Below are 23,633 nucleotides of genomic sequence, written 5' to 3'. Positions count from 1 at the left end.
CATTTTTTTATATCAATTTATTACTTTTTTTCGGTTTGACACAGTTTATTTAACACTCCCAACCCTTTTTCATTAATTGCATCATTTTTTAGTGGAATTTTTTTATGGTTATTTAGCTCTAACGGAGAAAACGCTGGTGAATCTAACTCACAATCTGATGTTTCTTTCAATTCATTGGACGATGATGGTTACTATACAACGAACACGGATTTTTAGAGTAGCACAAGAGACCAATTAATCCCAAAAAAAATACGTCTCACAACCTTCGGTTTTGGTTGCTGGAAATGATTGATTATTCAAGTTATTAGCGATATATATTACTAAATCAAAGATAATTCGTTTGGAATAATTAAAGAAAAATCATGATTAATTTATAGAGGAAATAGATCTCTGTAATCAATTTCAAAGTTTTTTTCACAACTTTCTTATAGTGATTGTAAAACACATAAAAGATTTTGCTAATGAAACTAAAAATTAACATTCCAATGTTACACTATTACTATAGGACCGAGGTAAAAGTTATGGAGCTGAAGAAATCTAACAATATTTTTAGCACAAAGAAAACAGATGAAGACTTTTTAGAACAAATTAATAAGTATAAGAAACAAGCCATTGATATTCAAAAACACAGCGATACAATCGCAAGGGCCATTACTGGACAACAGCGTACCTTAGGTGATGTACCAAAAAAACGGCCAACAGCAATTGAAACTTTCATTGAAAAACATGTCGCTGATATTAAAAAGTATGATGATGAGATTGAAAACATCCTTGCTAGGCAGAAGTCACGAGACTATATTCCAGAAAGTGTAACGCAAAAACAGTCGATATTAATCAAAAGATTTGAAAATCTTAGCAATGTTGTGGAAACAATGGAGAGGGAGCACACTCAAGATAAATATAGCAGTACAAGCATGGGTGCAATAAAAGAGCAAGTTGATGTTGTTGGAAATGCTTATAAAAATTTAAGTCATAACTTGAAAGAGCTATCCGATTCGGCTTCAAATATTATTAAACTTATACAAGAGCAAAAAGTACTTAAGACAGAAATATATGAGTTAAGAAAGGAAGAACTAAGGGCGCATTACAGAAGAGAAAAAGCTAGTAATAAAGGTACTGTAACGTCAGATAATAAAAAAAGAGTTGCAACAATGGAGGAAAAAGTTAATGAGAATGATATTAACATCAAGAGCCTCTGTAACGAAGAAAAAGTTAAAGAATTAAATAAAAATGTAGAAAATAGCCTAACCAAATTTGACAGAGAGATTGACAAATTAGAAACAAAGGTCAGAAATGCTGGATATGAAACACCAGATAAAAGTTCTAAGGCTGGCAAGCTTACGCTCACGGTTGTAAAAAGAGTAAAAGAATTAACAGAAAATTTGAAAAATACTTTTGTTGAGTTAAGAAATAAAATGTCTGAATTAAGAGAAAAGACTAAACATGGTGGACAAGAAAATAACCTTGAAGCGGGCAAGTATACGTTAAACACACAGATTAGCCAAGGGAAAATTTCTTCGGAAAAAAAACAGGGAATGCCTAACCAAGATAACATTGTAAATGGTACAGAAATTAGACACTTAACAAAAAAATCCAAAGAGCTTTTCGCTGTAGCAGAGTTAATAGGGTTAGAGCATGACTCAGGTAAACATAGTAAAATAGGCATTAATGCACTAAAAGAACAGGTTAACGCTGTTCAAAATGTTGGTAAGAGATTAAGACATAACCTGAAAGAGTTGTCTGATTTACCTTCAAATACAGGCAAACTTGTACAAGAGCAAGTCAGTCTTAGAAAAGAACTAAATAAATTAAAGCGAGAAAATCTAACATTAGATAAATTAGAAAAAGGAGAAAAAGTTAGCAAGAGCACTATAGATAAGAAAAAAGAAACTAACAGTAAAAGGATCTCTACCATAGAAGCGAAAGTTAGCGGGAATGACACTAAAATAAAAAGTCTCAGCACTGGGGGAAAAATTAGAGAGCTAAGTGAAAATATACAAAACAGTTTGATTGACTTCAAAAGAGAGGTTGCTAAGTTAGAAACAAAGGTTAAAAGCCTTGAGAAGGGGCAGGCACCAAAGCTACCACATCAAATAGTAAAACCGTCCTTTAGACCATCAGAGACTGTTATCAAATCTTTTGAAGATGTAAAAGGATATTTACATACCCTAGCTAAAAATGTTGACAATCATGGAATATATGAAGGTAGCAAAGAATATTTACAGAGAGTAGTAAATTATCTAGATGGCTTTTATATTATGGAGAGCGATAAATTACAGAAGCTAAAAACAAATCTCAATAAGCCAGATTTAACAAAAGAGCGGTTTACTCAAATAATTACAGCCTTAGTAAATACAATAGATAGCTCAAACATTGGTAAATTTGATAATAGACTATTAGAAAAGGCCACAAACTATATCTACTCTGTTGAAGATTTAGCCAAGGAGGCTGTTAGTAAAATTTCCTCTAGTGCCAAAGATTTATATAGAAAAGTTACAAAAAGCGGATCTTTTAATCTTAATAAAGGCTATGAGATCTCAGAGTTACAAGGTAAATATCGTGTCACTGAAAAGTTGGTAGCAGACTTAGAATCAGAGCAAAAAAAAGCAAAAGCTCTAAAAACGTTGCGTTATGCGGCGAGAGAGTTTGGTAAATCAGTTTTAGGTTCAGAATCTGATCGTAATAAAATACCTAGGGAACAACAAGTTAGTATAGATTTAGGCAATAAACTTTTTTTTGATCATGGAAACAATATGCTTCTTACAATACCTAATCCAAGTGTGTATTACTGTGAAGTTGGAACAAAGGATAAAAAAAGCTATGTCACACAAGATGGCACAGAAGTATTGGCAAAACGTTTTTCTCCAGAAGAGCAAGAGAAAAATACAAAAATTATAAAATGCAATGAAAAAGGTGAATATAGATTATTTAACCAAGATGGTACTTTGTATGATACAAGCGGTAAGTCAAGTAAGGGAAAAGCTGGTGAAGTGGCGTATGGTCTAACTCTTGATGGAAGGTTGGTTACTCATGAGCACATAGTTCCCTATGGTAATGCTGATAAAAAAGTTGAATACGGATATTACCATTCTTCTCTGCTTGGCGGGAAACCTGGACAATGTTTTGGTATGATGACTGTGAAAAATGGCCAAGTTACTAAAATTGATATTAATAGTGGCCATTATAAGCCAACACAGGAAAATTTATATAATGCAGTTAAGATTTTGCAAAATGTTATTGCTGATGGTGCAGAAATAATATCTCATGATTTTTCATATGATAAAGGTACAGGGCAGGTAAGTAATCCTTTGTATAAGGGAAACAAAGAACAATTCCTTCAAAGAATGGAAACGAAAGGAAAAGATGGCTTAACAATGCCAGAGAGATACTTTGGAGTATTACGTAATTACAATGCAGCATATAAGGAAAAGTTAGATAAATCAAGCCATGCCGAAAAAATTATCAATGAAAGAAAAAATAGTAATGAAAGAATAAACTCACTATAGATGCACAATTGACTTTACTAGCAAAAGTGGAAAGAAAGTTAAGTATAAACATACCGTAGTTGTGATTGAACGATGGAAAACTAATCGATTCTAAGATAATGTTTCTACTTTTGAGAATTTTGCTATGTTAATGGCTCTATAACTCCCATAATCCCAGTTTTAATGATCTTCTTCTACCACAATTTATAGATGCGATAGAACCGTTAAGGGTAGCTCAATTTTGAGTAAAAATCTCATCTTTGTTCTTTTCAAAAGGACGAGCATCGTAGAACAATTCTATGCGAGAAATGAGACCATCACTAAATGATAAAAATGAAGCACCTCGAAGAGTACCGACAGGATCAGAACAATCAAAATCCAACACTAGCATAACCTTATTGCCAGAAATAAATCTTTCTCGGATTGTAAGCCTCCTGAAAAACATCGAAAAATTTTTGGCAGCTTCAACTACTGATTCTTTACCATTAAAATTTGCAAGAGGACCTATAAAACAGACATGGGGATGAATATATGAAGCCATCTCATCAAAACTTTTTGTATACATAGCCATGTAATAAGACTCTGCTTTATTTAGATTTTGATTCACCATATTACAACTTCACGTACGTTCACATGTGCTTAAATTATACATAGATGTTAAGGCTTTGCAAATAAAAAGAGCTACTCAAAGCTTTCACAAATTGATGTTATTGATTGACAATGCATCTCATGAAGGTACTATGCTTTAAATAATGTATTTAATGATCTTTTGTGGTCCTTATGTCTTATGAGTGAGTCTGGGGTATTGGTATGACTATCAAGGTACACCCAGATCCAAATGCATTATACCCTATTGAAGGTGTTACAAGAACATGCTTTCTCAAAAACATTATCACCAATACGCAAATTATTGTTGGTGACTATACATATTATGATGATCCAGAAGACATATATAATTTTGAGAAGAACGTACTGTATCTATTTGATTTCATTAAAGATAAACTTATTATCGGTAAATTCTGTCAAATAGCAACAGGTGTTCGATTTATAATGAATGGCTCGAATCATGCAATGGATAGTATTTCAACTTACCCTTTTAAGATATTTGGAAAGTCTTGGAATTTTGCTTCAATGAACGTAGCAAGTAAAGGTGATACAATAATAGAGAATGATGTCTGGATTGGAAACTCTGTCACAATTATGCCTGGTGTTAAGATTAGTAATGGTGCTATTATTGGTACGAGCGCTCTTGTTACAAAAGACGTTGAACCCTATGCGATTGTTGGTGGTAACCCTGCGAAGTGTATTCGGAAAAGATTTGATGATAAAACCATTGATTTTCTATTGCAGCTAGAATGGTGGAATTGGCCAATCGAAAAAATTACAGAGAATTTAGGAGCCATTACAAAAGGAGATTTAGAAACTTTGAAAAAAATTTATGAGGAGGAAAAATTAGACTAAAATTTGCGTATGTTTTCCTGGTACTTTCAATCTTAAAAAGAACATTTGTCAACTCAAAAGTTATCCAAGTCAAATGTTAATAATAGACTTCTTTCAAAATTCATGAAAGGAGCTCTCTATTGTGAATAGAGGCAATCAAATTAAATCTTAAGCCAAAACGTTTTCGTCGATTTCTATATCTGTCAGAAATGATTTTAAACCTTTTCAATAAGCCGATTACGTTTTCAACTACCACTCTTCGTATAGAGAGAGATCTATTTTCTGCTTTTTTCTCCTTTGATAAAGGATTCTTTTTTGATCTTCTATGTGGTAATTCAACATTTTTATGTATCTTTTGCATTCCTCTGTAACCAGAATCAGCTAGGATCTTAGTTTGCGGTAATATTGCTATCTTTGATTCTCTAAACATCCGAAAATCATGTTTTCTACCATTGGAGAAAGATGTACATACGACCTTTTTACTCTTCTTCTCTGTTACTATTTGTGTTTTTATAGTATGCCTTTTTTTCTTTCCAGAGTAAAAGCGCTTTTGCTTTTTTTTGGCCTTTCTACTGCTGTTTCAGTTCCATCTATTACCAAAACTTCGTATTCTACATTACTATTTAATAGATCTTTTTTTCCTGGTAATGCAAAATCTGGATGTTTTATTAATGTGTCTTCTACCCACCTTATTATTTTAAAACAGTTGCTTTCACTCATGCCATAACTTTGTCCTATATGAAAATATGTACGATATTCTCTCATATATTCCAGTGCCATAAGTAATCTATCTTCTATACAAAGTTTGCTTTTTCTTCCACTTCTAGCTTTTTTCCTTTTATCCTCCTCATCTAGAATTTCTACCATTCTCTTAAATGTTGATTTTTTTACCCCCGTTAAACGTCGAAACTTTTCTCCTTCTAACTTTTCTATTTCCTTATATTTCATGCTTCCAAATACTTGATCTTACTCTCTCTCCCTCAATTTTGAAAGAAGTCTAATGTATCATTTCACGGCCTTTCACGTAGGTAAGGGGATTTAGAGATTTGAAACCAAGGTTAAACGTTAATTTCTTAACTTTTGAATTTCATCAAGGGAAAGACCTGTGATTTGAGCTATAACATCAATAGAGACACCGGCCTTAAGTGAATTTTTAGCCACAGCTATTTTAGCCTGTTTTTCGCCCTCTTCTCTGCCTTTTTCATGTCCGATAAGGATGCCTTCTTGTTTACCTTCGTCTCTGGCATCATCAAGACGTTGTTCCCAAATAGCAGCTTCTTTCTGTAAATCCATGACCCTTTCTTCATAAGCTACCAGATCCTTCTCATTCCAATGAAATTTGTCTAACTCATCATATGCAAGCTTTATTATTGGTGATTTTTCTGCTATTTTTCTTAAATCTTCATCTGTAGTATCTTCTGCATAACGGAAAAAAAAACACCACCTTTCTACTGTGCTCTCTAGTTGTTCTACTCTGTTTTTTGTAAATTTAGGCAACTCAATGAAAACGAATTGAAAATCTTTTAGATAATGGCCGTTGGTTTTTATCTCTCGTATATTATGAGTAGAAATATACTCAACCTCTGTAGGAAATAGCGTACTATTGGAAATAGCAATAAAGAATACTTTCTTAAAATCAACGTAATTGCCAGATTGTCTTGAGTAAGCTTTGGCAGCATAAAGTTGTGCACGTTTTTCAAAGCTCTTGTCCTTAGCGAGCTGCATCTCCGCGATGTATCTATTTCCATGAGAATCTTTGCAGAGAACATCAACTATACTTTGTTTATCAGAAGCAATTTCAGGATTCATGATGGTGCTAAGGAACTCAACTTCTTGTATTGCGTTAGCACCAGCAAAGCCTAAGATGTCATTTAAAAAGTGGATAAGGATATTCTTATTTTTTTCAGTGCCGAATATTTTTTTGAATGTCAAATCTAGCTTAGGATCTAAAAATTTAGAAAGAGCCATGAGAAATCAACCTAAAAAGCATTAACAATTATACACAATTCTGAAGAAATATTCAACTCTTTTGTGTTTAAATCTTATTTTTTTAAACTTTGGGTATGTTAGAGAAAAAAACGACTGTCACAGATGGCCTAAGAATAGCATCTTCTGCTTTAGACGTCCATTTGTACATCTTTTACAACCTCTTCTGTAAAGCGCCTTATAAGCCCAGGAGATGGATGTCATGAATTTGGAGCTGTAGAAGATACCCTTTTTAACGCTTTTTGGTGCAAGAGGCTAATCTTCATAAAAGTACGAGCGCTCAATTACGATTATCGTGAGCCCACACCTTTACATGATAAAGATCTTGAAGCTTAATGTCAACATATTTCAGTGGCAAATTTATTATAGCATGAGATGGAGCACATTTTAACTTGTCACGGCGTAGGCATTTAATATACTAGTTTTTAACAGGCATCTGAGAGTATGTGAAAAAGAGTAACCCTGTAAGATACAAAATAGCACAAAAAGTAAGAAGCTGGAGGTTAAAGCGAAAATACACCCTGAAAGCTTTAGCAGACAAAACAGGTATAAAATATTATACGCTGCTAAAATATGAACAAGGGGTACAAGGTATTCCAATTGAAGACATAAAAAGACTAGCGAATGCATTATCAATTAAGGCTGGAGGTCTATTTCCTAGACGAAAAGTACTAAGAGAAAACTGTTGTTTTGATAAAGCCAAGGAACAAGCAATATACAATCTCACGGCACAAACAAGAACGCGAGAATCACGCAAGGCAATTTATGCATTGACCCAATCTGTCCGAGCTCAGAAGGAAAGTAATGCAAAAGAGGCAAGGGTAAGAATAGTGCAAAATCTACTTAAAGCAGGGTTTTCTGTTGACATTATCTACCAAGCGACCGGTTTATCAACTGATGAATATAACAACAAAGAGAAAAAAATACCTAAGCGTCAAAACGAAGGAGAAGAGATAAAAAATTGGAGGATAGTACGAGGATATGCTCAAGAATATTTAGCAGAAAATCTCGGTGTATCACGGGAATGTTCAAAAAAGTGTGTCAAACCGAAAAAAAAGTAATAAATTGATATAAAAAAATGGAGGTTTCACATATGAATCAAAGAATAGCAAATAAAACTACTGGTTTGGTAGACTATAAAGAACTGGAAGCAAATATTCTATCGTCTATACGAGAAGGAAGACCGCTGACAGGAAGAGATGGAGCATTAACACCGTTTATAAAAAAGCTGCTGGAGGCGAGTCTAGAAGGTGAAATAGAAAACCACTTATTGGCTGAAAGTGAAGAAAATAATCGAAGAAATGGGAGAAATGGAAAGACTTTGCGTACCAGTGCAGGTTCATTTGAGCTATTAACACCAAGAGATAGGGAGGGAAGCTTTGAACCCCAAATAGTCAAAAAAAGGCAAACAACAGAGCTTGAAACAAAGATTTTGAGCACATTTGCCAGACCAACTGATTCCAAGAAAACTTATTCTCACGGGTAGCGGTTTTGGGTGCTAAACATGGTTATATTATTTAAGTTATTAATGATATATGCTACTAAATTAATAGCAATTCATCCAAGAATGGAAAGAAAATTTGAGGCAAATTCATAGTAAAAATAGATCTTTTTTTTCTGTCAATGCAGAAATTACTTTAATGTTCTATGTGTAATTTTTGTAGTCCCAATCTTTGGAATAAATAATTATCTTGTTCAGGTACTGGATTTTGAGCTGTAAGTAGCTTTTCACCGTAAAAAATCGAATTGGCACCAGCAAGGAAACATAACGCTTGTAGTTCATCCGACATTTTCTCCCGCCCAGCTGATAAACGGATATAGGACTTTGGCATCATAATTCTGGCTATTGCAATAGTACGAACAAAATCAAATGGATCAACATCGGCCACATTCTCAAGAGGAGTTCCAGGAATTTTTATCAGCATATTAATTGGTACTGATTCTGGAGGATCATTCAAATTAGCAAGAAGAACTAACATTTTTATTCGATCTTCGTTAGTCTCACCCATGCCAAGAATGCCACCACAACAGACCTTAATGCCAGATGCGCGTACGTACTCTAATGTCTTCAAGCGATCTTGAAAAGTACGCGTAGTTATGATCTTATGATAATATTCTTCGGATGTATCAATATTATGATTATAAAAATCTAAGCCGGCTTCCTTTAGCATATTAGCTTGATAATCTTTTAACAACCCAAGAGTCACACACGTTTCAAGACCCAATTTTCTCACTTCCTTAATCATTTCACAAACAATTTTTAAATCTTGATCACGTGGACCACGCCAAGCTGCACCCATACAGAAACGAGTACTTCCAGCCCTTTTTGCACATTTTGCTGCTTCAATTACTTCGGCAATTTCTAACAAAGGCTTTTTCTGCAAACCAGTGTTATAATGTGCTGACTGAGGACAGTAAGAACAATTTTCTGGACAGCTACCTGTTTTAATACTTAAAAGTGTACTAATTTGCACTTCACTAGGATTAAACTGCTTTCTATGTTCTGTTTGTGCTGTATAAATTAGCTCAGGAAATGGAAGATTAAAGATTTGGTCTGCCTTGGCAAAAGTCCATTCTTCTGTCATGATCTAAGCTCCTTCTTGGTAAATAGATTGTTATATAATAAGTATTGTAATACACTACAAAGTAAAGGGAAATATCGACAGTTGCCGAAAGCTATCCAGGGGAGCTTCATCGATTTTTCCACTAACGATTACCTTGGCCTAAGTCAGTCAGAAGTACTGTTTGATGCAGCAAAGCTCTCTGGAGCACAGTTTGGAGTAGGATCCACTGGTTCTCGGTTGCTCTCAGGTAATAAAAAAATATTTGAAGACCTTGAGAAGAGGATTGCCCAAGACAAAGGAACTGAGTCAGCTCTTATCTTCAATTCAGGTTTTCAGGCCAATATAACGGTCCTTGCAAGCCTACTTGATCAGTCAGTGCTTGGTGACAAACCTATCGTTTTTTTTGATAAATTAAATCATGCAAGCTTATATCAAGCTATATTTTTAAGCAATGCTGAACTTGTACGATATCAACACAATGATGTAAATCACTTAAGTAATTTGCTCACAAAATTCAAAAATGACTTAAGACCAAAGTTCATTGTTACTGAAACAATTTTTGGTATGGACGGAGATATTGCACCAATAGAGAAAATTTTTGCTCTTAGCAAAGAACATGAAGCTTTTCTATATTTAGATGAAGCACATGCAACAGGTATTATTGGTCATAATGGATATGGCTTATCCACCAGCATTAATTTTCAGGAAATTCCACATTTAGTTTTAGGCACTTTTAGTAAAGCCTTAGGGTGTTTTGGTGCGTATGTTGCTTGTTCTAGTGTTATAAAGAATTACCTAATCAATAAATGTCCAGGGTTTATTTATTCGACCTCTCTTTCTCCAATGATAATTGGTGCAGCAGCAAAAGCTTGGGATTTAGTGCAACATCTTGCTGATCAACGCCAGGCTTTATTTTTTAAGGCTGTAAATTTAAGAAATAAATTGCAAAATCTTGGATTTAATACAGGTGATTCAGTCACGCACATTATACCAATCATTCTAGGTGATGAGGATATTGTAATGAGTGCAAAAGAAAAGCTTTTGAAACAAGGGTTGGTTGTTTCTGCTATACGTCCACCTACTGTTCCTCCTGAAGCATCAAGATTACGCATTGCACTCAATGTGAATCATACTGAAAGTAACCTGGACCATTTAGTGCATGTCCTTCAGCAAATATGAACTACTGCTTTGTATTTTGTCACGGTTGGGGATTTGATTATAAGTTTTTTCAACCTCTCATAAATGAATATTTCTCTCAAGTTCCCTACCATTGTTTGGATCTTGGTTATTTTGGAGAAGAAAATCTCGACTTGCCAGAAGATAGTACATTTATTGGTGTCGGACATTCCCTTGGACTGATAAAGCTAGCTTCCTTAAATGTAAAGTTTAATGCACTTATCGGCATACAAGCTTTTGTCAATTTTTTAGGGTTTGATTTACGATTACACAAAAAACGCGAGTTAGAGTTAAAAGCAATGATACAGCACTTTCAAATGGATCCAGTAGATACCCTGATATCCTTCCATAAAAGGTGCGGTGTAAACTACAACTCTTTTAATTGTTTGAATAAAGCAAAACTAATGCAAGATTTAGAGCTATTGACCATGGTACACCAGTTACCACATACACCACTATTAATATTAGGTGCAATGAACGATGCAATCGTACCCCAGGAACTTATCTATGATAACTTCAATAAAGATGTTAAAGTTGTGATGCACAGCAGAGGTTACCATAGTTTAGGGTTATGTGAGCATCATTTTGTGTACGAGCAAATTATAAGTTTTTGTAATGGAATTACAAAAGAGATACATACAGAACAATTTTAGCAGAGCAAGTTCGTCTTATGATAATGTAGCTTTTGTTCAAAAAGAATGTGCTGCAAAACTTGCCAATCTATTAAAAAGTTATTTTCCTGAATTTTATCCGCGATCTATTTTAGATTTGGGTACAGGTACAGGCTATATTCCAGAAATTTTGTTTAGTTTTTTTTCACAAAGCAAATTTACTTTAAATGATATTTCGTCTAATATGCTGGCAAAAGCAAAAGAAAAATTAGTAGGGTATAAGGAAGTTGAATTCATCTTAGGCGATATGGAAACACTAGACTTTGGTCTTCATGACCTTGTCATTTCAAATCTATCACTTCAATGGGTGAGCAACTTAAAAAAGATGATAAGGAAGTCATACAATAATTCAGATGTATTTGTTTTTTCATGCTTACTGGATGGTACATTTAATGAATGGTCTAGAATCTTTATAAAATCCTTATTACCTGTACCAACTCATAAGTATCCATCTAAACAAGAATTAGAAAGTTATTTGCTTTCTCTAAAGCCGAAAAAATATTTTTTCGACTCGCAAGAATTTACATTGTGTTTTCCAAGTGCAAGTGAATTTATCAGATATCTTAAAAATTTGGGAGCAAATTTAAGTAGTCAAACAATTCCTCTGTCTGATCTAAGGAAAGTAGTTCAAACCTATACAAACAAGATTAATGTTACCTATAAAGTATTTTTTGGAGTTTTAAGTAGATGCAGATCTTTGTAACAGGAACAGATACTGATGTTGGCAAGACTATTATAAGCAGTTGGCTCTGCCTACACACTGGGTATTCGTATTTCAAACCCATCCAAACTGGAAGTATTCTAGGTACAGACAGTCATCAAGTAAGTAATTTGACTAACACAAATGTTTATAAAGAAAGTTTTGTTTATAAAGAACCTCTATCTCCTCACTTGGTGTCATCGCTGAAAAATGAAAGCATTGACATTAATGAGATTAATTTACCCAAGGCACATAATTTAATTATAGAAGGTGCCGGAGGAGTTTTAGTTCCAATCAATAAAACCACACTAATGATCGATTTAATCAAAAAACTCGCCATTCCAACAATTTTAGTTGCAAGGTTTACACTTGGCACAATTAATCACACATTGCTTAGTTTAGAAGCATTACGTGCCAGAAATATTCCTATTTTAGGAGTGATTTTAAATGGACTACCTAGTCAAGATAATCTTGAAGCAATAGAATTTTATGGTAGAGTACGGGTATTAGCATCAGTACCTAAACTACAGCAAGTTGATAGAGAACATCTAATGCAAACACCATTTTCAAATCAATTAAAAGCTATTTTGGGACGATGAATCTAAGCGAACGTGACAGAAAAATCATATGGCATCCTTTTACGCAAGAGAAAGTAGCCAAACTTCCAATTGCAATTAAGAAAGCTTGTGGATCATATCTTTATGATGAAAATAGCAAACCATATCTGGATCTGATTTCTAGCTGGTGGGTAAATCTCCATGGCCATGCTCATCCCAAGATCGCCAAGGCTATATATGAGCAAAGCATGACTTTGGAACATGTAATTTTTGCAGGATTTACCCACGAGCCTGCAGTAACGCTTTGCGAAAAGTTGCGAACTTTATTACCAGATAAATTGTCCAGATTTTTCTTCTCAGACAATGGCTCTACTGCTGTTGAAGTAGCACTAAAAATGGCTTACCAATACTGGTGGAACCAGGGTAACCGTGAAAAAACTACTTTCTTAAGTTTTGCAGGAGGATATCATGGAGATACGTTTGGTGCAATGAGCGTAGGTGCTAAGTCTGGTTTTCATGATGCATTTTCAAATCTATTGTTTTCTGTTTTAACAGTACCTTTTCCAGAAACCTGGGATGAAGATGAAGAAATAGAAAATAAAGAGAAACATTCTCTTAAAGTACTAGAGGGTCACTTACGTGCTGGTTCTCGTAAAATTGCTGCATTAATTTTAGAGCCTTTGGTGCAAGGAGCAAGTGGCATGAGGATGTGCCGTCCAGAGTTTGTTAAAAAAGTTGTCAATTTAGTACGCCAGCATGGAATTTTGATAATTTGTGATGAAGTTATGACCGGTTTTGGCCGTACTGGTACTTACTTTGCTTTTGAACAAACTCAAATTATACCTGATTTTTTATGTATCTCTAAAGGGCTAACTGGAGGTTTTCTTCCACTTGCTCTCACAGTTACTACAGAAGAAGTGTACGCAGCATTTTTAAGCGAACATCTTACCAAAACATTCGCTCATGGTCACTCCTACACTGCCAATCCTTTAGGTTGTACAGCCGCAATTGCTTCTTTAGACTTATTAGTTAAGCACGATACCATGGAGTCAATTAAGAGGATTCATGGTATACACAAAAAGGAATTAGTAAATTTGTCTGAAGCTTGTAAGAACATCGAGCATACACGTGTGACTGGTACAATAGCAGCTTTTGATGTTCATGATGCACAAACACTAAAGATAAAATTTTTAGAGCAAGGACTTTTAATTAGACCTCTTGGCAATTCAGTTTATTTACTACCACCTTATTCAACAAGCACTTTTGAGCTTGAAGAAGCTTATAACAAAATCAGAAATATTCTCAGGATTTTTTCATAGTGACTTTACCTACCAATTCCAAGAAAAATTCTTCTCACGTACGGCGGTTTTTGGTTGCTGGAAATGGGTATATTGTTTAAGTTCTTAGTAGCATTTTATACCAAATTAATATTAATTCACTTGGGAGTAATTAGAAAAACTCATGGTAAATTTATAGCAAAAAAAGTCGTATCCGTTCAGCGGAGTGGTAAAATAAGTTGTAGACAAGGAATGTCAAAAATATAATATCACAAGTGTTATGTGTGGTGAATATGTCTGATCTACTAGCGAGCCTACTAAAGCTCTGTGAAAGCTTAAAAATAGAAATAGAGCAGTTAAAAGCAGAAATAAAGGGGTTGGAGATAGAAAACGAAAATTTGAGGGCTGAGAATAAGGCACTAAGGATCGAAAATGCTGAATTGAAAGAAAGGCTCGGTTTAAATTCAAAAAATTCATCGATACCGAGCTCCAAAGAATTATATAAGATCAGGGAAAATAGGCCTAAAAGTGAGAGAAAAATAGGAGCACAGGTTGGGCATGAAGGAAATTATCGTGCAAGAGCGGAAGCAGATGAAGTAGTAAAAGTAGAGTTGTTATACCAATCTCCACTAATAGATAGACAAATAGTAAAAACTACAAATAATTGAGGCTAGAAAGAATAAATATGTAGTTTATGGCAGGAAAAAGTAAAGCAATAGGAGAAGAACTATATAATCAATGCAAGTTAGAATTAAAAAAATATGGAATAAGAGGAGAGATAGGAAGAAGGTTACAAGCAATAATATCAGCAAAGGAGTATGGTATCTCAAAAGTTGCTAAAATATATAGAATTACGAGAACGACATTAATGAAATGGATTGCAAGATTTAAAGAAAAAGGTGTTATTGGGTTTGCAATCTTACTATTACCCACAAATATGTGGTTCATGAGCAAGTCTCCATCCTTCTGCTAGATCAAAGAGACGTCTCCACCCTTTCCAAAGAGTAATTGGTCCTGGTTTTGGGTCGCTTTTTCTTGCTAAATGACCTCCAAGTTGAGCAATCCACGAAACGGCTTCTTTTATAGTAGGGGCTATACTTGGACATGGTTTTCTGTGTATTTTAACATATAAAACTTTCCATTCTTCCTCAGCTAATAAGCCAGTACATGGTAATGTTGGGTTAGTTCTTGCAATTGATGTAATAAAGAAAATTCTCCAAGCAATAATGCTCATGACTGTTAAATACCTCATTAATCTTTCTGCTGTTCCAAGTCTACATTCCTCAACTTTGAGACCAGATTTTAAAATCTTATGCAATATCTCTATTTTCCATCTCAAACAATACCAACTAATTTTTTCAACAGCTTCTTCAAAAGTACTGACCGAAAGATTTGTTAAAAGCATCCACTCTAGCGGACTTGCTCCTGGAGGAGAATTTCTTTCAACAACATGAATTGCGTAAAGTTGTAGACTGAATAATGCTGCTGGTTTATATTTTATGTGACCTTCTTTACATTTTATGTGGCTTTCATGTGGACTCATCATAAATTTTCCGAATCTAATTTCTAGAAATGCTGTCCTTTTTTGCTTATCATCTCTAGCAGGGATTTCAACTTCTACTTTTCCAGTGCAAGGAAGACCTTGGATAAATGACCATAATTTTTGCTTATTCCTGGTATACATAAATTTTTTATTTACATTTCTGTTGTGACGAGCTCTTACTAAAATTGCTGAGTTAAGATTATGTGCAAGTTCAAAAAAATCATGTATATCTGCTTCTCTGTCACATACAGTTATAACCTCTGTTTGGGTCTGATCTATAATATTATTTGTTTTCTTTAAGCTTTCTAGCCATTTCATACTTTCTTTATCCTCAATATGAACGTTACTACGATGACTCTTTAGTCTTTTTTCTTCTTCAGAAATTGGTGGCCTCGAGTAAATCTTTTGATCCAATATTCCTAGTACCAAACCTTCCGTACTAACAGCAAGGGCTGTATGCATTACTGTACCTTTACCTCCTTTCCCAGCAATACTTCCCAATCCGCTTGTTTTTTTATGACTTGAGTATGAAATATAAGTTGTATCTTGAATTACAAGGACTCTTTTATGAGCTTTTGTTCTTTCAACTGTTTTATCAATGTGTGAAGCTAGAATATCAACTTCTTTTACGTTCTCATTTTGAAAAAAACGATATGCAGCTTTTGCTTCTGACCAACTTCCGCATGCCTCATTAATTGAGCTTTCAGGTGAACCTATCACACTATTAGCAATATTCACTAATCTTTCGGTCAATCTTTTATCTCCAAGTGAAGCATCTCCAAATTCATTTTTAGCCCACTCATTACTCTCGTTTGCCATTTTTATACCATCAATATTTGCAAACTCTAATATTGTAATACTTTATTCATAAGTACATCTATATTTGTGGGTAATAGTAAGGTTTGCAATACAGCCAGGGCGAGGACCTAAACCAAAACTGAACGAGGAGAAGAAGGAAAAAATAAGAGAGGTAATAGAAGAAGATGGGGCAAATCTGACTGCTAAAAAATTGCAAGGTATAGTTGAAGGAATGTTAGCTATCAAAGTAAGTGAGTCAACGGCGAGAAGGCTTATGAAGAAGCTAGGATTTACATATATCACACCTCGTCCAGCACATTATAAACAAGACAAAAACAAACAAGAGGAGTTCAAAAAAAATCTCAATGAAATTGTGGAAAAGAACCGGAAAAAGGAGGTTTTTTTTCGATGAATCGAGATTTGGAACGCACTCAAAAGTTGGACATGGATGGTTTAAAAAGGGCTCAAGAACACAAGTTAAAGTAAAAATCGGAAGAGAAAACTTCTATCTTTACAGCGCTGTAAATCCCAGGAATGGAGAGGATATTAGCCTACTTGCTCCACATGTAAACACAGATTGCATGAACATATTTTTGGAGCAGATGTCGAAAGATTTGGGGACTAGAGAAGCTTTTCTTATCATGGATTGCGCAAGTTGGCATAGGTCTAAAGGTTTAAAAACTCCTGAAAATATCACCATAATTTATTTGCCGCCGTACTCGCCTGAGCTCAATCCTGTGGAAAGATTTTGGCAACATTTAAAGGAAAATATAATAAAGAACAAGATGTATGACTCTATTAAATTACTTGAAAATGCTGTATCTGAATTTATTCGAGATATTACGGAAAGTTCGATCAAAACCATTTGCTCTGTGAATTATTTGTCTAGTTATTTATGAGGGTTGGTATTAGGTGCTTGCAAGTGTGGAGGGGAAATTGCAATATCAAAAGAGCCATATATCCACCAGAAAGTCGATTTTCCTGAAATAAAGCCGTATGTAGTTGAGTATCAATTGGAACATGGACGTTGCAGAAAATGTGGAAAAAGAAGGAGTAGCAAGCTGCCAGAAGGCATTACTGCAGATACATTTGGCCCAAGGGTTAAGTCGGTAATTGCAGCATTGAGCGGATTTTACAAAAACTCAAAGAGAGAAGTAGCAAACATTATAAATGACATTTTTAACTTGAATATTAGCGTTGGTAGCATATCAAATAGCGAAGCTAGAGTTGCGGAAAAATGCAAAGAGGCATACGAGCAAGTTGAGCAAGAGGTAAGCAAAAGTGAAGTTTTACATATTGATGAAACCAGCCACTATAATAAAGGTAAACTCGGCTGGTGTTGGATGTTTTCGAGCAAAATAGGGAGTGTGATCAAATTGACAGAGTCAAGAGGGATGAAAGTCCTGGAAAACAGCGTATTTATACCAATCTCCACTAATAGATAGACAAATAGTAAAAACTACAAATAATTGAGGCTAGAAAGAATAAATATGTAGTTTATGGCAGGAAAAAGTAAAGCAATAGGAGAAGAACTATATAATCAATGCAAGTTAGAATTAAAAAAATATGGAATAAGAGGAGAGATAGGAAGAAGGTTACAAGCAATAATATCAGCAAAGGAGTATGGTATCTCAAAAGTTGCTAAAATATATAGAATTACGAGAACGACATTAATGAAATGGATTGCAAGATTTAAAGAAAAAGGTGTTATTGGGTTTGCAATACAGCCAGGGCGAGGACCTAAACCAAAACTGAACGAGGAGAAGAAGGAAAAAATAAGAGAGGTAATAGAAGAAGATGGGGCAAATCTGACTGCTAAAAAATTGCAAGGTATAGTTGAAGGAATGTTAGCTATCAAAGTAAGTGAGTCAACGGCGAGAAGGCTTATGAAGAAGCTAGGATTTACATATATCACACCTCGTCCAGCACATTATAAACAAGACAAAAACAAACAAGAGGAGTTCAAAAAAAATCTCAATGAAATTGTGGAAAAGAACCGGAAAAAGGAGGTTTTTTTTCGATGAATCGAGATTTGGAACGCACTCAAAAGTTGGACATGGATGGTTTAAAAAGGGCTCAAGAACACAAGTTAAAGTAAAAATCGGAAGAGAAAACTTCTATCTTTACAGCGCTGTAAATCCCAGGAATGGAGAGGATATTAGCCTACTTGCTCCACATGTAAACACAGATTGCATGAACATATTTTTGGAGCAGATGTCGAAAGATTTGGGGACTAGAGAAGCTTTTCTTATCATGGATTGCGCAAGTTGGCATAGGTCTAAAGGTTTAAAAACTCCTGAAAATATCACCATAATTTATTTGCCGCCGTACTCGCCTGAGCTCAATCCTGTGGAAAGATTTTGGCAACATTTAAAGGAAAATATAATAAAGAACAAGATGTATGACTCTATTAAATTACTTGAAAATGCTGTATCTGAATTTATTCGAGATATTACGGAAAGTTCGATCAAAACCATTTGCTCTGTGAATTATTTGTCTAGTTATTTATGAGGGTTGGTATGAATAATGCTATCCATGTAGTACCGATGAATGAACTCGAAGCAATGAAAAAAGGAATAAGAGATCTTTATGCGCTAGTTGCAGAGGAGCGTCTACGCAGTGATGCAAATTCAAGAGAGCCAACCACGAAAAAAGGAGTATTTGTTGATCCGTTCTTTGATGATGATATGCGTGATCAGGGTATTTCCCAAACTGCAGCAATAGTAAATAAGGAACTAATTTTACCAATAGACGTGGAAATTATTGATGTTGAAAGAGGTAAAGAATCTTATTTATTGCCGTATGAACTTGAGCCAGTACTGGAGCAGCTTTTACAGACTGGTGAGGTAAAGATCAATCCATATCAGGCATTTGATCCTATACCGGCAAAAGTTACCATGAACAAAAACACCGATCACTGGACCGAGATAAAGACCAATTGGTCAAGTCCAGTAACAAGAGAATTTAATACTAGAGAAACAACAGAGCTATTGTCAAGTAATTCATATGAAGCTGAATTTATGAGAGAAGCAGTACAAGATTTTGAGATTGAAGGTTTTGAGCCTAGTGAGAAACTTAAAGAAATAAAATTCGATGGCATCAGCATTCAACCCGTGGCATAGAGGGAAAAAAAAGTGGAAAATCAAGGACGAATAAGTGGAAAAATAAAGATACCGGCAAATATTCCAGCAGGTACTAAATTAGTACAGTTTTATGGGGATAAAGGAAGCTATGGAGAAACAACTTATACTGGTAAAAAAACTATTACTATAGAAGAGAGAAGAAGAGTTTTTTCCAGCAAACGTGTTGATCCTTTAGCACAGACATTTACCTTGGATGAGAGTAGACATATAGGAGGTGTAGAGTTATGGTTTGTAAATAAAGGCAAAAAACGTGTTGTTGTGCAGATCAGAGAAACAGCAGTGGGAATACCATCTCAGACTGTCATTGCTGAAAGCTATATTGAGCCAAAAGATGTAAAGATAGATGGCACAGCAACACGTATAACTTGGTCACCAGTGTTTTGTCATGCAGGGCAGGAATATGCGATAGTTTTACTTACCGATGACGGGGAAAATGCGGTCAAAGTAGCAGAACTTGGCAAATATGATGCAGTAAACAGCCGTTGGGTAACCAGTCAACCATATCAAGTAGGAGTATTACTGTCATCGAGCAATGCAAGTACTTGGACACCACATCAAAATTTAGATTTAACGTTTCGACTACTAGCTGCAAAATTTAGCGAAAATTCTCACGTTGTTGATCTGGGCAAAGTTACAGCAAACAATACTTCAGATTTAATTGTTTTGACGAACGTCGAAAAAGTAGCATTTGATACCAATGTGGAATTTGTTTTAACAGATGAAGAGGGAAGAGAAAACTTTCTGTCTGATAATTTGCCGCTTGCACTGCGTGAAAGATTATCTGGAGAGCTAACGGTAAAAGCAAGCCTAAAAGGAGGGCAAGAAAAAAGTCCAGTGCTATATCCTGGGTTACAGCTAGTTCTGGGAAATATAGGGGAAGAAGGAGATTATGTCACGAGGAGCATTACCGCGGGGGCTAACACTAAAATTACCATAACATATGATGCGCTGATACCTGGTACTGCAGACGTTAAAGCGTATGTGCAAAAAAGCGTGGGAGAATGGCGGTTAGTTAATTTAACAACGGGAAAACCAATCGGAGACAACTGGGTGGAAAGAACTCACGTGCTATCAAATTTTAATGCCAATGAGACCAGGGTGAAATTAGTGCTTAGTGGTACGGTTGTTTATCGTCCTAAAGTCAAAAATCTCAGAGTAATAGTAACATAAAATTTAAATGACTTTTGATCAAACTAAAAGAGGATATCCTTTGCCGCATCCAGGAAACATTGCAGTAGAAGATGTAGTACGTATTCGCAGAGCCATAGAAAAGATAGATGAAGATATGAGTGAAAGAGAAGATGAACTTAAAAATAATTTTGAACGATTTAGATTTGAAACTTTTTTGAACTTTTGACCCCAGTTGCGGATTAATCAATATAGTAAAATCTAGAAATACAGGGCTTTTTAGGCTTCATGGAATATGAAACTAATGTGGAAAAGACGTGCACCAAGAAATTTATTGGAGACCTGTGCCTTGAATGCTCAAGCTCAAGTCTGTCTTTTAGGTAGCCAAAAACTGTTTCAATAATCGACCTTTTTCTTAAAAAAATCTTTTCTTCAAGTAGCATTAATGTGTTTTTCATACCTTTTTTTACTTTGGTAACGAGTTTTAGTCCTCTATCGAAGAGTTTTGCAAAGAGCTCTTTCTTTATATAGCCCTTATCACCAAACAAAAGACCAGTCAGTTTTTCAGTTAATTTTGGTACTGGTTTTCTGTCGTCAACGTTACCTTTAGTAAGTGTAACTCCTTGAATTTCACCTTTTTCATTAATTACCATATGCAATTTAAAACCAAAAAACCAGCCATATGTAGTCTTTCCAAGCTTTGCCAATCCTTTGAAAACTTTGTTTCTTGAGATTCTTTTTGGATGGCAAACAGCGATAGATGTTGCATCTATGTACGAAATCCCTGTCATTTTCGACTGCTCACATAGCCATTGCAAAAGTAATGCTAAATACCATAAAACCCTCGGTTTTAGCCTAATAAATCTACTATATGTTGGCAAATTTTGAAACTCAGATCCATATAGTGCTTTCAAATAATATGTATAGAAAGATTTAAAGTCCTCACATCTAGATTGTTGATAAAGTAAAATTATAGTAAGAATTTCAGAATGCGTAATCTCTGGCGTTCTGGTAGGTTTTTTACTGTTTGGCAGGAGTTTTTCTGCGAAATTTTTGTTTATAGCCTTGCAAAAATCGTCTACAAAGCAAAATAATTCTGTTACATTTTTATTCATGGGTAACCTCTCTACTTTTTGATAATATGTTTCCGGAGTTTACCCTATTTCCCTATCTTTTTCACTGACTTCTAATCCGCAACTGGGGTTTTTGGGGCAATAAATGAGCATTACTAAAGAAGTAATAGATGCTTTAAACCAGAGGATTAAAGATTTAGCAGCAAGTAGCACACCTGATCAACTGGCATATCTTGCAAAATCGCTGGAATTGATAGCAGATAAAAAAGCTATTTCCAACGTTGTGCAGATGACTGAGGTAAAAGAGATAATTGATGCACTACAAGGAAGGCTTAAGGATTTAGCAGCAAATAGTACACCAGATCAACTAGCATATCTTGCTAAAGCATTGGAATCAATAGTCGACAAAAGTGCAGTGTCTGAAATTGTACAGATGACAGATGGAAAGTTAAAAGAACTTCTAAGTAGCTCAAGATCACATTTGAATGACATAAATAGCAATAAAGCAACCTCTATATCGTCCATAACTACAGCAAAGACAGAGTCTGTCAACGAAATCAATACGCTTAGGACTAATTCCTTAGATGCCTTAAAAGAGTCATCAGATTCACATATATCGCTACTTGATACTCAAAAAAATACCAATATTGCGGCAATTAATAGTACTGGAGCAGATCAGTTAAATAATTTAAAGGGTTTGGTAAGCAATTTTGAATCCATAAACAATGTACCAACTGGCTCATCAATTATAGGAGAAATAGAAACTCGAGATGAACAACTAAAAGCATCTCTGATAAATGAGATAAAAACTCGAGATGAACAATTAAAAAATACTTTTGAAATTATTAGTGATCCAGAGATATTATTAAAAACCATAAACGACAATAGCCTAGAAACCTGGCTAAGTAGCACTGATAACCATAAGAAATTTGACAAAATGCTGAATAATGCAAATGCTGTGCTGAATATAATTGGCAATTCTTCGGCATTAAGCAAATTAGTTGAAAGTCCAAAGGCAATACAGGCATTAGTAAAAAGTAACGTTGCACTAAATATCATAGCTAACACAGTTGCTGTTAATATACTAGTGAATTCTGGTAATACGTTAGTGAACTCAAGTGCAGCGTTGCACGTAATTGTTCAGTCAGAGGTAGCATGCAAAGTAATTGAGAATGGTATTCAAAACTACCGGTCAACAGTAGTAAGTACTCTAGAAGCTTCATCATCGCTATTTAGAAAACAAACTGGAATAAAAGTGGGAGATGGTGCAACAAGCACTAGGGAAAGTGGTAGAGGTAGTGCTACAATTTATGTTCCAGTTTCCTGCCGGGATGATGGAGATACAGATTTTAGTGTAAATTCTTTGCTTACAGGAAATAGGCTTGCTTATATTGCTAGGCACAGCGGTGAAACAAGCGTCGGTTCTGGAATTGCTTTACGAGGTGTTCAGGTTAGTGGAACAAATGGATCAGTAGGTGAAGTTACTTTTGACGTCTACACAGCTATATAAAAAACTTATGGAAAAAATTATGCCAATTTACATACGATTTGAGAACAACAAACAAGTTGAAACAACAGTGCTTGAAAATAAGCCAGGAGGTGAAAACTGGTATGAAGCGCCAGAAAATTTTGATTGGCAAAAGAGTTATTGTTTAACAGAAGGAGGGAAAATTGTTGAGAGGAGTCAAGAAAATATTGAGCTGGAATTATTGGAAAATGCGAAATTTTCTGCAATTGATAGCATCCGTGTTTATTTTAATAATTATACTAACAAATACGCAGGATATTCTCATCAGAAGCTTAAGTCGTACGAAATACAAGCGAAAGCCGCAGAGAACATTTTAGCATCACCAGAGTCTATAAATAAGAAAGATGCAGAAATTATAGAGCCATTAGCAAAAGTTCGGGGAATTTCAGTAGTAGAAATGGCGAGGATAATCGAGGAAAAAGCCAAAAAAGCAGTAAAAGCAATAATCAAATGCGAAGAATTGGTGGATATAGCTGAAAGGGAAATCGGTGAAGCTAAAAGTAAAGAAGAGCTGCAAACTTTGCTAGATGATTGTAAACAAAAAATGCAAGAAAGTTGAAAAGG

Annotated in this window: 20 protein-coding genes and 5 pseudogenes; 19 read left to right on the top strand and 6 right to left on the bottom strand. The window is 34.9% G+C overall.

Annotated features, from left to right (window positions below; all coding sequences use genetic code 11):
- The first annotated feature begins 521 nt into the window (after positions 1 to 521).
- Positions 522 to 3,506 (top strand): hypothetical protein, encoded by a 2,985-nt coding sequence (locus NBW37_RS04620; protein WP_250295922.1) that lies wholly within the window; start codon positions 522 to 524, stop codon positions 3,504 to 3,506.
- 214 nt (positions 3,507 to 3,720) lie between these two features.
- Here NBW37_RS04620 and NBW37_RS04615 read toward each other — a convergent pair whose 3' ends face one another.
- Positions 3,721 to 4,095 (bottom strand): nuclear transport factor 2 family protein, encoded by a 375-nt coding sequence (locus NBW37_RS04615; RefSeq protein ID WP_250295921.1) that lies wholly within the window; start codon positions 4,093 to 4,095, stop codon positions 3,721 to 3,723.
- Between the two features lie 200 nt (positions 4,096 to 4,295).
- Here NBW37_RS04615 and NBW37_RS04610 point away from each other — a divergent pair, with 200 nt between their 5' ends.
- Positions 4,296 to 4,946, top strand: coding sequence for a CatB-related O-acetyltransferase (locus NBW37_RS04610; protein ID WP_250295920.1), 651 nt, complete (start codon positions 4,296 to 4,298; stop codon positions 4,944 to 4,946).
- 100 nt (positions 4,947 to 5,046) lie between these two features.
- Here the strand turns inward: NBW37_RS04610 and NBW37_RS04605 are convergent.
- Positions 5,047 to 5,873 (bottom strand): IS5 family transposase gene (locus NBW37_RS04605; protein ID WP_250295841.1). Its coding sequence is split into 2 segments (ribosomal slippage): positions 5,047 to 5,486 and positions 5,486 to 5,873, totalling 828 coding nucleotides; the frame shifts between segments, so codons are not numbered across the junction.
- Positions 5,874 to 5,990: 117 nt separating this feature from the next.
- Positions 5,991 to 6,893: an Rpn family recombination-promoting nuclease/putative transposase gene (locus tag NBW37_RS04600; RefSeq protein WP_250295919.1), complete on the bottom strand. Its 903-nt coding sequence runs from the start codon at positions 6,891 to 6,893 to the stop codon at positions 5,991 to 5,993.
- Positions 6,894 to 7,357: 464 nt separating this feature from the next.
- On the opposite strand from NBW37_RS04600, the gene NBW37_RS04595 reads away from it, so the two are divergent.
- Together NBW37_RS04595 and NBW37_RS04590 are read left to right on the top strand one after the other, a co-directional pair.
- Entirely contained in the window at positions 7,358 to 7,972 is a 615-nt protein-coding gene (locus NBW37_RS04595) for a helix-turn-helix domain-containing protein (RefSeq protein WP_250295918.1), read from the top strand.
- 32 nt (positions 7,973 to 8,004) lie between these two features.
- Positions 8,005 to 8,391: pseudogene (locus NBW37_RS04590) on the top strand (transposase); the annotation flags it as partial.
- A 157-nt stretch (positions 8,392 to 8,548) separates the two neighbouring features.
- Here the strand turns inward: NBW37_RS04590 and bioB are convergent.
- Positions 8,549 to 9,499: a biotin synthase BioB gene (bioB, locus tag NBW37_RS04585; RefSeq protein WP_370273171.1), complete on the bottom strand. Its 951-nt coding sequence runs from the start codon at positions 9,497 to 9,499 to the stop codon at positions 8,549 to 8,551.
- A 78-nt stretch (positions 9,500 to 9,577) separates the two neighbouring features.
- Between bioB and NBW37_RS04580 the strand changes: the two genes are divergently transcribed.
- From NBW37_RS04580 to NBW37_RS04550, 7 genes and pseudogenes are all read left to right on the top strand, one after another.
- Positions 9,578 to 10,654 (top strand): aminotransferase class I/II-fold pyridoxal phosphate-dependent enzyme, encoded by a 1,077-nt coding sequence (locus tag NBW37_RS04580; RefSeq protein ID WP_250295916.1) that lies wholly within the window; start codon positions 9,578 to 9,580, stop codon positions 10,652 to 10,654.
- 95 nt (positions 10,655 to 10,749) lie between these two features.
- Positions 10,750 to 11,304, top strand: a complete 555-nt coding sequence (locus tag NBW37_RS04575) for an alpha/beta fold hydrolase (RefSeq protein WP_250295915.1) — start codon at positions 10,750 to 10,752, stop codon at positions 11,302 to 11,304.
- Positions 11,267 to 12,025 (top strand): methyltransferase domain-containing protein, encoded by a 759-nt coding sequence (locus NBW37_RS04570; protein ID WP_250295914.1) that lies wholly within the window; start codon positions 11,267 to 11,269, stop codon positions 12,023 to 12,025. Before NBW37_RS04575 ends, NBW37_RS04570 begins: the two co-directional genes overlap by 38 nt.
- A complete protein-coding gene (gene bioD, locus NBW37_RS04565) occupies positions 12,010 to 12,621 on the top strand; it encodes a dethiobiotin synthase (protein WP_250295913.1) in 612 nt (203 codons plus the stop codon). Before NBW37_RS04570 ends, bioD begins: the two co-directional genes overlap by 16 nt.
- Complete coding sequence (gene bioA, locus NBW37_RS04560; protein WP_250295912.1) at positions 12,618 to 13,898, top strand: adenosylmethionine--8-amino-7-oxononanoate transaminase; 1,281 nt, start codon at positions 12,618 to 12,620, stop codon at positions 13,896 to 13,898. The genes bioD and bioA overlap by 4 nt, the downstream gene beginning before the upstream one ends.
- Before the next feature lie 251 nt (positions 13,899 to 14,149).
- Positions 14,150 to 14,470 (top strand): annotated as a pseudogene (locus NBW37_RS04555) (DUF6444 domain-containing protein); the annotation flags it as partial.
- An 80-nt stretch (positions 14,471 to 14,550) separates the two neighbouring features.
- Entirely contained in the window at positions 14,551 to 14,829 is a 279-nt protein-coding gene (locus NBW37_RS04550; RefSeq protein ID WP_250295911.1) for a helix-turn-helix domain-containing protein, read from the top strand.
- On the opposite strand, the gene NBW37_RS04545 is transcribed toward NBW37_RS04550, so the two are convergent.
- Positions 14,782 to 16,218: an IS4 family transposase gene (locus NBW37_RS04545; protein WP_250295910.1), complete on the bottom strand. Its 1,437-nt coding sequence runs from the start codon at positions 16,216 to 16,218 to the stop codon at positions 14,782 to 14,784. The two genes, NBW37_RS04550 and NBW37_RS04545, sit on opposite strands and share 48 nt — an antisense overlap.
- Before the next feature lie 100 nt (positions 16,219 to 16,318).
- Between NBW37_RS04545 and NBW37_RS04540 the strand changes: the two are divergent.
- The 6 genes and pseudogenes from NBW37_RS04540 to NBW37_RS04515 all read left to right on the top strand — a co-directional run.
- Positions 16,319 to 17,096 (top strand): annotated as a pseudogene (locus NBW37_RS04540) (IS630 family transposase); the annotation flags it as partial.
- Between the two features lie 18 nt (positions 17,097 to 17,114).
- A pseudogene (locus NBW37_RS04535) lies at positions 17,115 to 17,618 on the top strand (IS66 family transposase); the annotation flags it as partial.
- Positions 17,619 to 17,696: 78 nt separating this feature from the next.
- A protein-coding gene (locus NBW37_RS04530) for an IS630 family transposase (protein ID WP_250295836.1) occupies positions 17,697 to 18,708 on the top strand; the annotation gives its coding sequence in 2 pieces (ribosomal slippage) (positions 17,697 to 18,209 and positions 18,211 to 18,708; 1,011 coding nt in all).
- An 8-nt stretch (positions 18,709 to 18,716) separates the two neighbouring features.
- Positions 18,717 to 19,319, top strand: a pseudogene (locus NBW37_RS04525) (DUF4815 domain-containing protein); the annotation flags it as partial.
- Positions 19,320 to 19,331: 12 nt separating this feature from the next.
- Complete coding sequence (locus NBW37_RS04520) at positions 19,332 to 20,510, top strand: hypothetical protein (RefSeq protein ID WP_250295909.1); 1,179 nt, start codon at positions 19,332 to 19,334, stop codon at positions 20,508 to 20,510.
- 7 nt (positions 20,511 to 20,517) lie between these two features.
- On the top strand, positions 20,518 to 20,697 hold the full coding sequence (locus NBW37_RS04515) for a hypothetical protein (protein ID WP_250295908.1): 180 nt from the start codon (positions 20,518 to 20,520) through the stop codon (positions 20,695 to 20,697).
- A 13-nt stretch (positions 20,698 to 20,710) separates the two neighbouring features.
- Here NBW37_RS04515 and NBW37_RS04510 read toward each other — a convergent pair whose 3' ends face one another.
- On the bottom strand, positions 20,711 to 21,583 hold the full coding sequence (locus tag NBW37_RS04510) for an IS982 family transposase (RefSeq protein ID WP_250295817.1): 873 nt from the start codon (positions 21,581 to 21,583) through the stop codon (positions 20,711 to 20,713).
- A 103-nt stretch (positions 21,584 to 21,686) separates the two neighbouring features.
- On the opposite strand from NBW37_RS04510, the gene NBW37_RS04505 reads away from it, so the two are divergent.
- Both NBW37_RS04505 and NBW37_RS04500 read left to right on the top strand, forming a co-directional pair.
- A complete protein-coding gene (locus NBW37_RS04505) occupies positions 21,687 to 23,051 on the top strand; it encodes a hypothetical protein (protein WP_250295907.1) in 1,365 nt (454 codons plus the stop codon).
- A gap of 19 nt (positions 23,052 to 23,070) precedes the next feature.
- Positions 23,071 to 23,628, top strand: coding sequence for a hypothetical protein (locus tag NBW37_RS04500; protein ID WP_250296996.1), 558 nt, complete (start codon positions 23,071 to 23,073; stop codon positions 23,626 to 23,628).
- The last annotated feature ends 5 nt before the right edge of the window (positions 23,629 to 23,633 follow it).

It is taken from the genome of Wolbachia endosymbiont of Oedothorax gibbosus (genome assembly GCF_936270145.1).
GTDB lineage: Bacteria > Pseudomonadota > Alphaproteobacteria > Rickettsiales > Anaplasmataceae > Wolbachia.
Note: the sequence above shows the minus strand (reverse complement) of the source record. Positions and strands in the feature narration are given on the sequence as shown.